General features: G+C 66.3%; 11 protein-coding genes. 9 read left to right on the top strand and 2 right to left on the bottom strand.

Features of this window, described 5'->3' with window-relative positions:
* Positions 1-110 precede the first annotated feature (110 nt).
* The 7 genes from FHS82_RS13685 to FHS82_RS13655 all read left to right on the top strand — a co-directional run bounded on the left by FHS82_RS13685 (position 111) and on the right by FHS82_RS13655 (position 7,042).
* The gene (locus tag FHS82_RS13685) at positions 111-512 is read left to right on the top strand and encodes a nuclear transport factor 2 family protein (RefSeq protein WP_166953741.1); all 402 of its coding nucleotides are present in this window, start codon (positions 111-113) and stop codon (positions 510-512) included.
* 10 nt (positions 513-522) lie between these two features.
* On the top strand, positions 523-1,713 hold the full coding sequence (locus tag FHS82_RS13680; RefSeq protein ID WP_166953739.1) for an acyl-CoA dehydrogenase family protein: 1,191 nt from the start codon (positions 523-525) through the stop codon (positions 1,711-1,713).
* A 72-nt stretch (positions 1,714-1,785) separates the two neighbouring features.
* Positions 1,786-3,195, top strand: a complete 1,410-nt coding sequence (locus tag FHS82_RS13675) for a carboxylesterase family protein (protein WP_166953737.1) — start codon at positions 1,786-1,788, stop codon at positions 3,193-3,195.
* The gene (locus FHS82_RS13670; protein ID WP_166953734.1) at positions 3,192-3,692 is read left to right on the top strand and encodes a flavin reductase family protein; all 501 of its coding nucleotides are present in this window, start codon (positions 3,192-3,194) and stop codon (positions 3,690-3,692) included. The genes FHS82_RS13675 and FHS82_RS13670 overlap by 4 nt, the downstream gene beginning before the upstream one ends.
* Positions 3,693-3,786: 94 nt before the next feature.
* Positions 3,787-4,743 (top strand): SphA family protein, encoded by a 957-nt coding sequence (locus tag FHS82_RS13665; protein WP_246225342.1) that lies wholly within the window; start codon positions 3,787-3,789, stop codon positions 4,741-4,743.
* A gap of 229 nt (positions 4,744-4,972) precedes the next feature.
* Complete coding sequence (locus tag FHS82_RS13660) at positions 4,973-6,190, top strand: styrene monooxygenase/indole monooxygenase family protein (protein ID WP_166953729.1); 1,218 nt, start codon at positions 4,973-4,975, stop codon at positions 6,188-6,190.
* A 51-nt stretch (positions 6,191-6,241) separates the two neighbouring features.
* Positions 6,242-7,042 (top strand): SDR family oxidoreductase, encoded by an 801-nt coding sequence (locus FHS82_RS13655; RefSeq protein WP_166953727.1) that lies wholly within the window; start codon positions 6,242-6,244, stop codon positions 7,040-7,042.
* A 21-nt stretch (positions 7,043-7,063) separates the two neighbouring features.
* Here the strand turns inward: FHS82_RS13655 and FHS82_RS13650 are convergent, their stop codons facing one another.
* On the bottom strand, positions 7,064-8,035 hold the full coding sequence (locus FHS82_RS13650) for an AraC family transcriptional regulator (RefSeq protein ID WP_166953725.1): 972 nt from the start codon (positions 8,033-8,035) through the stop codon (positions 7,064-7,066).
* Between the two features lie 271 nt (positions 8,036-8,306).
* Between FHS82_RS13650 and FHS82_RS13645 the strand changes: the two genes are divergently transcribed.
* Together FHS82_RS13645 and FHS82_RS13640 are read left to right on the top strand one after the other, a co-directional pair.
* The gene (locus FHS82_RS13645) at positions 8,307-9,128 is read left to right on the top strand and encodes a cyclase family protein (RefSeq protein ID WP_166953723.1); all 822 of its coding nucleotides are present in this window, start codon (positions 8,307-8,309) and stop codon (positions 9,126-9,128) included.
* A 28-nt stretch (positions 9,129-9,156) separates the two neighbouring features.
* Positions 9,157-10,737, top strand: coding sequence for a phytoene desaturase family protein (locus FHS82_RS13640; RefSeq protein ID WP_166953721.1), 1,581 nt, complete (start codon positions 9,157-9,159; stop codon positions 10,735-10,737).
* A gap of 70 nt (positions 10,738-10,807) precedes the next feature.
* Here the strand turns inward: FHS82_RS13640 and FHS82_RS13635 are convergent, their stop codons facing one another.
* Complete coding sequence (locus FHS82_RS13635; RefSeq protein ID WP_166953719.1) at positions 10,808-12,424, bottom strand: AMP-binding protein; 1,617 nt, start codon at positions 12,422-12,424, stop codon at positions 10,808-10,810.
* Positions 12,425-12,551: the final 127 nt, after the last annotated feature.

Here is a 12,551-nt window from a genome sequence, read left to right as displayed (position 1 = left end):
CACCGCGACCGCTTCCAAAAAGAACAACACATTGATACGGGTCCGGCCTCATGGCCGGGTACCGCCCCCGCATGCCTTGCGGAAATAAAAATCGATGAGGAGAGCGTATGATGAGCGTGAGGGAGACGGTCGAGGCCTTCTGGAAAGGTCACAGTGCCGGTGACCGCGCCGCGCTGAAGCAAATCGTCTCGGAAGATCTGATCTGGACCGTGGTGGGAGGAACCAGCCCGATCGCGAAAACATATCGGGGCTGGGACGGATTCTTCGGCGAATTGCTCGACGGGCTGGCGCAGGCCTTCTGGCCGGGCACACTCGATATGCAGTTGAAGGGGCTCTATGCCGACGAGGAAAAGGGCGTCGGCATCCTGCAACTGGAGGAATCCGCCACGTTGCGGAACGGCAATACGGTGAAACTTGAGATCGTCGACGTGATGACGGTGCGTGGGGGCAAGGTTGTCGAGGTGCGCGAGGTCATGGATCTTGCCGCCGTCAACAAGGCCTTCGGTTTCTGAGGGGAACAGGATGTCGAGCGCTTACAAGAACGAACAGACAAGCCAGATCATTGCCCGCGTGCACGAGATCGGCCCCATCCTGCACGAAAACGCGGCGCAGGCCGACCGGGAGCGGCGCGTTCCCGATGCCTCGCTCGCGGCACTTGAGACGACGGGAGTCTTCGGCATCAATACGCTGGCGCAAAACGGCGGGCAGGAAGGCGGCGCGCGGATGCTGCTCGACGTAGCGAGCGCCATCGGCCAATACTGCACCAACGCGGCCTGGATCGCGGTCATCTCCAGTGTCTCGTCGCTTCTGACGCTGCGTTTTCCGCAATCGTTGCGCGACCGGGTTTTCTGCGACGGCAGGCCGGTGCGCATGGCCTCGGTCATCGTCGGATCGAGCAATACCGCGGTGCGCGACCGCGACGGCTATCGCGTCACGGGCGAGTGGCCGTTCGGCTCCAACATCCTGAATTCGGAATGGGCCATCGGCGTCGTCCAGATCCGCGAGAGCCCGGATGCGCCGCAGGAGCCCGGCTACGTGCTGCTGCACAGGGATCAGTACGATATCAAGGATACGTGGTTCACGATCGGGATGCGCGGCACCGGCAGCAACAATTTCGTCGCCCGGGATCAATGGGTCCCGGCGGATCAGGTGGTGCGGGCAGAGACCCTGCTCGGCCCGGGCTTCGAGGCGGCGGCGGATTCGCATTTCCTGCAGAGGCTCGCGCCGGTCTCGATGTTTCCGACGGTCATCATCTCGGGTCCGCTCGGCGCGGCGAGAGCAGCGCTCGAACTGACGGCGCAGGCATCGTCGAGACGGCCTGTGACCTATTCGAAGTACCAGCCGCAGAACACCTCCGGCGCGTTCGTTCAGGGCATTGGCGCGGCAGGGGCGAAAATCGACACCGCGGAGATGTTCCTGCAGCGCGCCGCCGACACCATCGACGCCGCCGCACAGGGAACGACACCGCTGTCGCTTCAGGACCGGGCCATGATCCGCAATTGCTGTGCCCATGCCACTCACAATCTCGCCGATGCGATGAACGACATCGCCTGGCTGCACGGCACCGCGCTTTTCGCCGAGGCCAACCCCCTTGGCCGCCTGTGGCGCGACGTGAACACGGGCGTGCGCCATGCCATCGCCGCGAGCCCGCTCTGCTACGAGATCGGCGGCGCGGCGATCCTTGGCGTGGCTCCGCCGACACCGCTGGTCTAGACCATTTTTGCGATGCAACTCCGGGCGCGAGAGCGGCGTCCACTTTTGCTGAAACTGCTTCAGGAGCGGCCGATGCCGAACCTTGCGGAGAATGACGGCCGACACAGCCTTCGGCGCGGAACTGCCCGGGGTGTGCTGCGAAACGGCGTCGAGTGCTATTACGGCCTCAGATATGGGCGGTTGTCGCGACCCGGCAATCCCCGTTCCCCGGTCACGCCCGCGGAAGGCCAGTTCGAAACGGCGGAACTGACCGGCGTGCCGGTCTTTCCGCAGTTGCCCAGCCGGCTGGAGCGGGCGATGGGGCCGGGCATCCGCGAGAACCCGCAGCGTGATGAGGCGTTCTATCTCAATGTCTGGACTCCGGAAGGGGCAGACGGCCTGCCCGTGCTGGTGTTCCTCCACGGCGGCGCCTGGGTCAGCGGCGGCGGCGCGGCGCGCTGGTATCGCGGCGAACGACTGGCGGCCGGCGGGATGGTCGTCGTCACCCTGAATTATCGCCTTGGTCCGGCGGGGCATCTTGAGGACAAGGGGCAGGGCGACGGCCATCGCCCGATCGGCGATCTGCTCGCCGCACTGGAATGGGTGCAGCGATGTATCCGGGACTTCGGCGGCGATCCGGACAGGGTAACCCTTGCCGGCCAGTCGGCCGGCGCCTGGTATGCGTGGGCGCTGGCCGGCCTGCCGGCGGCGCGGGGGCTGTTCCGGCAGGCCGCGCTGTTGAGCATCCCGCAGATCACGCCGTGGACTCCCGCATACCGTCACGCCTTTACCGGAAAGGTGGCCGAGGCCACTGGCTTCCCCGGGCGGGCGGACGAGACGGCTTCAGAAGCGCTGCTGCGGGTCGGTGGAGAGGTTCTGGCGCGGACGCCGCAAAATCCGGGAGCGATCCCGCCGATGTATCTGCCCGTCTGGCCCACGGAGGATGCCGGCGCGGACAGGCCGCTGCATGTCCGCGCACTCCATGTGCGGATCACGTGGCACGAAATGTCGGTTTTCCTGCCACCCCACCCCTCCGGCTCGGCCGAGGCAACCGCCACCCTTCGCGCCCTGCGCAGTCTTCAGACCCCGGCACAGCCGGCCTGTCCGCCCTCTCCCGCCACTTGGCCGGCGGATCGGACCGAGACCATCGCGCTCGCGTCGTGGCAGACGTTCGGCCGGTTCGCGCAAGACATTGCCGCATCGGCCCGAAAACGGGGCTGCACAGTGACATGGCGCGCATTTGCGGCGCTGGCGGGTCTGCCGGAGCTGGGCGCGGCGCATTGCCTCGATCTGCCGTTCCAGTTCGGCAACGCCGGCGACTGGCACGACGCGCCGATGCTCCACGGCTGGCGCGCAGACGATTTCGAACGGCTGAGCGCCGAGGTTCGCCGGGATCTGGCGGATTTCGTCGCCGGCCGCCATCAGGCCCCTGCCGGCATCCTCGGAGAGGGCTACGGGCCGATGCAGGATCAGGAAACGCAGGATCAGGAATGTCCACGATGACCCAGACACGTCCGATGACAAACGCCTTCCGCGACGCTTTCCGCCGCCACCCGGCGGGCGTGGCGATCATCACCGCCGACACGGAGAACGGACCCGTCGCGCTGACCGTCAGTTCGCTGATTTCGGTCTGCGCCGCGCCGCCGGTGGTCGCCTTTTCGCTGTCCTCCTCGTCGCGCGCCTCGGAGGCGATCGTGAAAGCGGAGACGATCGTCGTTCACTTCCTGCGCTATGCCGATCAGGAACTGGCCCGCCTCTGCGCCAGCAGCGGCGCCGACCGCTTCGGCTCCGGGATCGACTGGGAGCGCCTGCCCACCGGGGAGCCGCGCTACCGCAGCGTCGAAACCTGGTTCCGCGCCCGATTGACGGGCACGACGCCCGTCGAGGGCGCAACGCTCGTCACCGCCACTCTGCTGGAGGGAAACGTGGCCTGTGCGACGGAGAGCGCCGATATCGATGCACTCGTCTATCTCGACCGGCGCTGGCACAGCCTGGGCTGATTCAAGATTTTCACCGCCGACTATCTCAATATCAACGACCAGAGGGGCAAACATGCTATTGGATTTCAGGCGCGAGGCAAGCAAAGCAGGGTCCTTGGGGAAGTTCCGCCGCCGGCTTTGCATAGGCCTGACCTGCGCTTTTTCGGTTCTTGCGGTTCCCGAGCTTCGTGCCAACGATCTGCCGACCGTCAACCTCGGCCTGACCAGTTTTCTGGACGGCGCACCGCCCTCGGGACCGGGCTGGTACGCGGCACAGTACTTCCAGTACTACACGGCGAACAGGCTCACCGACAGCCAGGGCAACCGCCTCGCGCTCCCCAAGCAGGATGTTTCGATCTTCGCGGGCATAACGCAGTTCATGTATCTTTCCCCGGCGAAGCTCGGACCGGGCGCGTTCGGCGTCAGCCTCCTCGTCCCCTATGTGCTGGGAGCGGACGCCGACGACGGCCTCGGCGGAGCGGCGCTCCGGGCGGAACGGGGGATGGCGGACATCGTCATCGGCCCGTTCTACCAGTTCGACCCGATCATGGGCGCGAACGGCCCGCGCTTCGTTGCCCGCATCGAGGCCCAGTTCATCGCGCCGACAGGACACTACGACAGGGCCGCGGCGGTCAATCCGGGGGCGAACTTCTGGTCCTTCAATCCCTATATCGCCGGCACGTTCTTCATCACGCCGAAATGGACGGTTTCCGCCCGGCTGCACTACCTGTGGAACGACACCAACACCGATCCGGCGCTGTCCCACGGCATCGGCACGGTCAACACGCGCGCCGGGCAGGCCGTGCACGCGAACTTCGCCACCGAATACGCGGTGACGGAGAAGCTGCGGGTCGGGCTCAACGGCTACTGGCTCCAGCAGACCACGAACACGCGGGTGAACGGCCTGAGCCAACCCGGCAGCAAGGAGCGCGTATGGGCGCTGGGCCCCGGCGCGGTCTACGGCTTCGACAAGAACAACTTCCTGTTCGTCAACGGTTACCACGAGTTTGCCGCGCGCAACCGGCCGGAAGGACAACGATACGTGCTGCGCTACGTCCACCACTTCGAATAGCGCGCCACGGTCATCAACGGCTGCAGACGAACGGCGCCCGGGCGACACCGGGCGCCGCATGCTTTTGCGCGGCATGTCCGGCCGACACCTCCGGACAGATGTCGCGGCCGCAGCGCAGGATCATCGCAATATTCCGCAATTTTTGCACAGCCGCCGCGCTCCCCGCATAGTCTCTAACGGTACTATTTTTCACTTTCTTATGACTGAGAACCATAACAGAGAGGAAGAAATGTCGAAAATCGCTATCGTCGGCGCGGGCCAGGCCGGACTGCAGCTCGGCGTCGGGCTGCTCAAACACGGCTACGAGGTGGTGATTACCTCCAACCAGACCGGCGAGCAGATCCGCAACGGACGTGTCACTTCCAGCCAATGCATGTTCGACCGCGCGCTGCAGAACGAGCGCGACATCGGCCTCGATTTCTGGGACGGCGAGGTGCCGGTCGAAGGTATCCAGTTCGCCCTGCTCGGCCCCGGCGGCGGAAACGTCATGAAGTGGTCGTCCCGGCTGAATGCCCCGGCGCAGGCCATCGACCAGCGGCTCAAGATGCCCCGCTGGATGGACGCATTCGTCGCGGCGGGCGGGGAACTGCGCATCGCCGACGTCGGCATTCCCGAACTGGAGGCGCTGCACAAGGAAAGCGACCTCGTGATCGTCGCCTCCGGCAAGGGCGAGATCGGCAAGCTGTTCCAGCGGGACGATACCCGCTCGCGCTTCGACAAGCCGCAACGATCGCTCGCGCTGACCTACGTGCACGGCATGCGCCCGCGCCAGGAGCATACGGCCGTCAACTTCAACTTCATGCCCGGCATCGGCGAATACTTCGTCTTCCCCGCGCTTACTCTGAGCGGCGCCTGTGAGATCATGGTCTTCGAGGGCGCCATCGGCGGGCCGATGGACGACTGGGCCAGCGTCGGGAGCCCGCAGGAACATCTCGCGGAAAGCCTGCGCATCCTCCGGGAGTTCGTGCCGGGCGAATACGAACGCAGCAAGGACTGCGTGCTGACGGACGACCTCGGCGTTCTCGCCGGCCGTTTCCCGCCGACCGTGCGCAGGCCGGTCCTGACGTTGCCGTGCGGCGGGCTCGCGCTCGGCATGGGCGATTCCGTGTGCCTCAACGATCCCATCACCGGGCAGGGATCGAACAACGCCAGCCATGCCGCTGCCGCCTACCTCGCGGCGATCCTCGACCACGGCGACCGGCCGTTCGACGCCGCCTTCATGCAGGGCGCCTTCGAGCGCTACTGGGATTACGCACGGTTCGTGGTAGAGTGGACGAACGGCACCCTGCTGCCGCCCACGGACAATCTGCAGAAGCTGCTCGGCGCCGCCCAGCACGACCCGCGCGTGGCGCACTGGTTCGTGAACGGCTTCAACGACCCGCGCACCTTTTTCCCCATCATTGCCGATCCGCATGCCGCCGATGCATTCCTGGAGCAGGCAGCATGACGGGACGGCCATAATGACACGCAACAATCAGAATTCAGGGGAAGCATGCCAATGTCAGGCTTGAACGGAAAAGTCGCCATCGTCACCGGCGGCGCGGCCAGCATCGGGCTGGACATCACAAAGGCGCTGGCCGCGGCCGGCGTGACAGTGGTCATCGGCGCGCGCGGCAAGGAAGCCGGCGAGGCCATCGCCCGCGAACTGGGCGACAAGGTGCGCTATGTCGCGGCCGACATCCGCAGGGACGAGGACCTCGATGCGCTGGTGGCCGCAGCCGTCGCGCTCGGACGGCTGGATTTCGTCGTCAACAACGCGGCTGTCTATGACGACGACGGCGCGGCGAGCAGCCGCGAGTCGTGGCTCAACACACTCAATACGAACGTCGTCTCAAGCGCACTGCTGAGCGAAAAGGCACGGCCGCATCTGGCCAAGACGAGGGGCGCCATCGTCAACATCTCATCGATCAGCGCATACGCGGCGCAATCCGGCCGCTGGACCTATCCGGTTTCCAAGGCCGCGATCCTGCATCTCACCCGTTCGCAGGCGCTGGATTACGCGAAGGACGGTATCCGCGCCAACACCGTGATCGCGGGCTGGATATGGAGCGATCCCATCGCCGGCCTGTCCGGCAACGATCAGGAAAAGGCCGACCGCGTGGGCGGGAAGTATCACGTGCTCGGGCGGGTCGGCCGCGGCGCCGAAGTGGCGGCGGGCGTGCTGTTCCTGCTGTCGGACGAGGCAAGCTTCACCACCGGCTCCGAACTCAAGGTGGACGGCGGCTACACGGCGCTGGGACCGGAAGGCGCGGGCCAGGCCATCGCGGAACTGACCGGCGGCAGCGGCAGCGTGCGCTGATCCCGCCGCCGGCGGTCCGTGTCAGCACCGGCGCAAGGTCTGGGACGGCGTTTCGCCGAACATCTGCCGGTATTGCGCGGCGAAGCGGCCGAGCTGGTAGAAGCCCCAGTCGGTGGCGACGGCGGTGACGGTGTCGCCGTCCTGCGGATTGAGCAGCCGTTCACGCACCATACGCATGCGCACCGTGCGAACGTAGGCGAGAGGCGAGACGCCGCGAAAGCGGCGGAAGCCCTCAAACAGCGCGCGGCTGCTCACGCCGCTGACGGCCACGAGGTCGTCGATGGTGAGGGGCTTGTCGGCATTGGCCTCGATATAGGCCTCGACGTTGCGTACGTGGCGCGGCGCGATGCCGGCGCAGCGGGCGGAAAGGCGATCACTGTAATTGCTGGGCTGGTGCTCCAGCAAGCTCACGAGCAGCAGGGATTCGTACAGGCTGACAGCGAGGGAGGCACGGCCATGCGGCGATGCATCGAGATCCTCGGCCAGCAGGCCGACGGTGCGCCACCACCGCGCCATCGCGCCGCGCAGCGGCATGGCGAGATCGAAGGAGATGCCCCTGGCCGGGGCGCCGCCCAACATGCCGGAGAGCTGCCGCTCCAGCGCCTGCCGGTCGATGCGCACCATGAGCTTGTCGCAATCCGCGGACCAGCGCATGCGCGTTGGATCGTCGGGATTGAGCAAAGTGCCGCAATGGCTTGTCGCAACTGCCTGCCGCCGGCCGTGCTGAATGTCTGCCGCGCCGGCATAGGGCAGCATCAGGAGATAGAAATCCCCGAGCCGGCCGGGGGCGATCTCCACGTCGGCGCCGTAGCTCATCGCGCCGACGCTCATCGAACCCAGGCGCGCCATGTTCTGCCAGGCACCGAGCCGGCGTGCGCCACCGAGAAGGTCAAGACGATGATCGCAGTAAACCTTTGCAACCTGCTCCCGGGCTTCATCCACGACCGTGGTGCTGAAGCGTGCATAGCGGGCAAGAGGGCGTTCCGAAGCCATAGGCGGCTGCCTCCCCGTTATATCCCGATATAAAAGATGTTCCCGTCATATTGTTTAAGCTTAAATTTATAGTGCGCGTCGACGGCTGACAAGCAGTTTGTGCACTCACCCGCCCGCATCTGACGGCTCTCGATCCCCGCCGATGCTTTGAGTATAAAATATCTTTCCTTGCCCGGTTTTCCGGATATGCTTTCAACTGCAACGGGTCGGCGGAAAGAGGCCGGGATTCCTCGAAATCGCCAGAAACCCAGAAATCACAAAGAGGTGGAACATGAGCACGCAGCAAGACAACACTCGGCAGACCCCGACACAACGGAACCTGGCTGATCTCGCAGCCGCCCTCACCGCGGGCACGATAGAGATCGTCGACCTCACGGCTACGCTCGGCCCGGATACGCCGATCCTGCATCTGCCGCCGGATTTCGCGCGGAATACGCCCAAGGTCGCGATCCACAAGATCTCCGCCTACGATCAGGACGGGCCCTGGTGGGCCTGGAACTGGCTGGAGCTTGGCGAACATACCGGCACCCATTTCGATGCGCCCTCGCACTGGGTTTCCGGCAAGGACTTGCCGGACAACACCACGGACACCGTGCCGGTACAGCACTTCGTGGCACCCGCCGTCGTGATCGACCGCTCGCAGGAAGTGGCCGCCGATCCCGATTTCCTGCTCAGCGCCGACGACATCAGGCGCTGGGAGGCGGAACACGGCGCCATCCCTAAGGGCGCGTGGGTGCTGCTGCGCTCGGACTGGTACCCGCGCAACAGCAGCACCGAGGCGTTCCTCAACACCGACGACAACGGCTCCCACACGCCCGGCCCCAGCGTCGACGCGGTGCAGTACCTGGTGGAGAAGGGCGTGCTCGGCTTCGGCACGGAATGCGTCGGCACCGATGCGGGCAACGCCGCCACGTTCGATCCGCCGTTCCCCGCGCACAACCTGCTGCTCGGCGTCGGCAGCTATGGCCTCGCGAGCCTTGTCAATCTCGACAGGTTGCCCGCGACAGGCGCGCTGCTTGTGGTGACACCGCTCAAGATCGTCGGCGGCAGCGGCAGCCCGGTGCGCGCCATCGCGCTGGTTCCGCGCGGCTGAGCCATAGATCAGATCAGGAGAGCGAGGGATGGCCGACGCGGACTATATCATCGTCGGGGGCGGCATCAACGCCCTCGTCGCCGCTGCGATGCTGGGCAAGAAGGGCAACAGGGTGCTGGTGCTGGAGCGCGAGGCGGCCGCGGGAGGCTGCCTGCGCACCGAGGCGATCACCGCGCCCGGCTTCATCCACGACGTGATGGCAACAACTTTCGTTCTGTTCACCACGTCGCCGGCCTACGCCGCCATCGGCGCCGATCTTGCCCGGCATGGGCTGGAGTTCTGCAACACGCGGAACCCCACGGCGGTTGTGCTGCCCGACGGGCGCCATCTCGTGCTGAGCACGGACAGGGCCGGGAACATCGCTGCCTTCACCGCCGCCAATCCGGCGGATGGAGAAGCCTTCCAGCAGGAAATGGACCGTTTCGGTGCCGATGCCGGCTTCGTCTTCGGCCTGCTCGGCGGGCGGCTGTGGTCGCTCGACATGCTGAAGACGGTCGCAAGAGAGGCATGGAAGCGCGGCCTGCGCGGCCTAGCCGCCTTTTTCGGCGAGGCACTCATCCCTGCCCGGCCCTATCTCGAAACGCGCTACCGGTCGGACCTCGTGCAGGGCCTTTTCGCGCCCTGGGTGCTGCATTGCGGGCTGAATCCCGAGAGCACCTATTCGGGCGAGATGGTCAAGGTCATCGGCTTCGCGCTGGAGGCGGCGGGAGCGCCGATCGTCCGGGGCGGCGCGATCAACGCCGTGCGCGCTTTCGAGGGGCTGATCGCCGAACAGGGCGGCACCGTGCGCACCGACGCGGAGGTCATCAGCGTGACGGTGGACGGCGCCAACACCGCCCGGGGCGTACGCCTCGCCGATGGCGGGACGCTCACCGCCGCGAAGGGCGTCATCTGTTCGGTCGCGCCGTCCCAGCTCTACGGCAAGCTGCTGGCCGGCCAGCCCGTTCCAGAGGCGGTGACCGAAGGTGTAGCCCGCTACCGCTACGGCAAGGGCGACATGCAAATCCACTACGCCTTGCGCGAAAAACCGAAATGGAAGGGCGCCGGGCTCGACGACGTAGCGCTGATCCACCTGACACCCGGGCTCGACGGTGTGTCCCGCGCCGCCAACGAGGCCGAGCGCGGCCTGCTGCCGGCCGTGCCGACCATCTGCGTCGGCCAGCCGACGGCGCTCGATCCCGGCCGCGCACCTGAGGGACAGGCCATCCTCTGGCTGCAATTGCCCGAAGCACCGCGCCGCATCAAGGGCGATGCCGCCGGCGAAATCGCGACGGAAAGCGACGGCCGCTGGACCGACGCGATCCGCGAGCGGTTCGCCGATCGTGTCGAGGCTATCCTGCGCCGGCACATCGAGAATTTCGACAGCGCGGTCATCGCACGCAAGAGCTATTCACCCGCCGATCTCGAAGCGCTGAACGTCAATCTGGTCGGCGGCGACCCCTACGGCGGGTATTGCGGCATCGACCAGTTCTTCATCTGGCGACCGCTCGGCACCACAATCAACCACGCAACCCATGTGCGCAGCCTCTACCACATCGGCGCGGCCACCCATCCGGGCCCGGGCCTCGGCGGCGGCTCCGGATACCTGCTCGGCAAGGCGCTGGACTGATGAAAAGCCGGCACGCCTGCCGGGCCAGAGCGCTTTTCGATCAGACGATTCCATCTGATCGGAACGCGCTCTAACGGGCCCGGAACGCGCCCTTAAGCACCCGCAAGTCGAAGGTCGAGCCGCCTTCGACGGCATGCGCGGCGTTTTCCTTGATGACGCCGCGTGCGAGTTTGCGGGTTGCGGCGAGCGGCAGGGCGTCGACGAAGGCGATGTAGCCGGGCAGCTTGTGATAGGCCAGCGTCTGCGACACCTGTTCGAGGATGGCCTGCGCGAGCGCGATATCCCGCGCTCCCGATCCCGCCGCGACGATGAAGGCGAACACTTCCTCCCCGCGCAGCGGATCGGGCACAGGCGCGACGGCGCTGGTTTCGACGCCGGGCAGCCGGTTGAGCGCGGATTCGACCTCCAGCACGGCGATGTTCTCGCCGCTGCGGCGGACGATGCTTTTCTTGCGGTCGAAGAAATACAGCAATCCCTTGTCATCGCCATGGAGGACATCACCGGTATGAAACCAGCCGTCCGCCCATGCGTCCTCCGTCGCCTGCGGATCGTCGAGGTAGCCGCTGAAAAAACCCCGCTGGGGATCGCTGCCACGGGCGCGCACCAGCAGTTCCCCCGGCTGACCGGGCGCGACATCGGCGCCGGCATCGTCGACAAGGCGATAGTCCATGGAGGGCACAGGCCTGCCGATGCAGCGTGGACCGAAGGCACTGCCCTCGCCTGCGGTCGAGGTGACGGCGGCACCGCCCGTTTCCGTCATCGCCCATGCCTCGACGATGGGGATGCCGTAACGCGCCTCGAAGGCCGCGCGGTGATTCGTGTCGACCCCCGGCGCCAACGCGAACTTTACCTGATGGCGGCGCTCATCGGGCGAGACGGGCAGTTCCAGCAGGATGGCGGGAATGACGCCGAGGCAATGCACCACCGTCGCGCCGCTGTCCGCCACGCTTGCCCACCAGCGGCGGGCGGAGAACCGGTCGAGCGGTACCACCGCGCCGCCGATGCGCATCATGCCGACCGCGCTGCAGCCGAGCGCGTTCATGTGGAACATGGGCAGCGGCGTCAGCACGACCTCCTCGCCCGGTGTCAGGGAGGCGATGCCGCCCTGCGTCACGTACCATTCGGAGAGCTGCATGAAATAGCGGTTCGAGAGGATGCATCCTTTGGGCCGGCCTGTGCTGCCGGAGGTGAAGAGCAGCGCGCATTCGTCGTCCTCCACCGGCTCCGCCACGTCCCGGATGTCGGCCTGCGCGGCGGGAATGGCGTCGCCGGCCTCGATCAGACGCGCCTGCGCCAGATCGACGCCGCGCATGCCCTCCATGCGTTCGCGCGCGGCGACGAGGAGTTGCGCCCGCGACAGCGAGAGCTGGAACGTCATTTCGTCCGCCCGCAGATCGGGATTGAGCGGCACGATGGACGCACCGAGCGCATTGAGCGCCAGCCAGTGCGCGAAGAAATCCGGCCGGTTGTCCAGCAGCAGCGCGACGCGCGTTCCCCGCCCGTAGCCCGCGGCCCGGTAGCGCGCCCGAAGCTGCTCTACCTCGGCGAAAAGCGCACCATAGGCGATGCGGAAGCCGTCCGGCGCGTAGCTCAACCCCGCGCTCGCCGGCGCAGTCAGAAACGGCGCGTCCGGCGTGCGAAGCACGGATGCGGCGAAGGCCGCGAATGGAGACGCGATCGAAGCCATGGTTCCCCTCCGGTTGTCGGATGCTCTGGTTGTGGCGACGATAGAGGGTATTTCAAAAATTTTAAATATATAATATCGTGCACGGACACCAACAATTGAGCGCGGACGCAAGGTCCGGGAGGGACGA

This window comes from Pseudochelatococcus lubricantis (assembly GCF_011762225.1).
GTDB classification, from domain to species: Bacteria; Pseudomonadota; Alphaproteobacteria; order Rhizobiales; family Beijerinckiaceae; genus Pseudochelatococcus; species Pseudochelatococcus lubricantis.
Note: the sequence above shows the minus strand (reverse complement) of the source record. Positions and strands in the feature narration are given on the sequence as shown.

Coding starts and splice junctions, on each gene's coding strand:
- FHS82_RS13660 (WP_166953729.1), top strand. CDS start 4,973: ATGTCGAAAATCGCTATCGTCGGCGCGGGCCAGGCCGGACTGCAGCTC.
- FHS82_RS13675 (WP_166953737.1), top strand. CDS start 1,786: ATGCCGAACCTTGCGGAGAATGACGGCCGACACAGCCTTCGGCGCGGA.
- FHS82_RS13670 (WP_166953734.1), top strand. CDS start 3,192: ATGACCCAGACACGTCCGATGACAAACGCCTTCCGCGACGCTTTCCGC.
- FHS82_RS13650 (WP_166953725.1), bottom strand. CDS start 8,035: ATGGCTTCGGAACGCCCTCTTGCCCGCTATGCACGCTTCAGCACCACG.
- FHS82_RS13655 (WP_166953727.1), top strand. CDS start 6,242: ATGTCAGGCTTGAACGGAAAAGTCGCCATCGTCACCGGCGGCGCGGCC.
- FHS82_RS13680 (WP_166953739.1), top strand. CDS start 523: ATGTCGAGCGCTTACAAGAACGAACAGACAAGCCAGATCATTGCCCGC.
- FHS82_RS13645 (WP_166953723.1), top strand. CDS start 8,307: ATGAGCACGCAGCAAGACAACACTCGGCAGACCCCGACACAACGGAAC.
- FHS82_RS13640 (WP_166953721.1), top strand. CDS start 9,157: ATGGCCGACGCGGACTATATCATCGTCGGGGGCGGCATCAACGCCCTC.
- FHS82_RS13635 (WP_166953719.1), bottom strand. CDS start 12,424: ATGGCTTCGATCGCGTCTCCATTCGCGGCCTTCGCCGCATCCGTGCTT.
- FHS82_RS13685 (WP_166953741.1), top strand. CDS start 111: ATGAGCGTGAGGGAGACGGTCGAGGCCTTCTGGAAAGGTCACAGTGCC.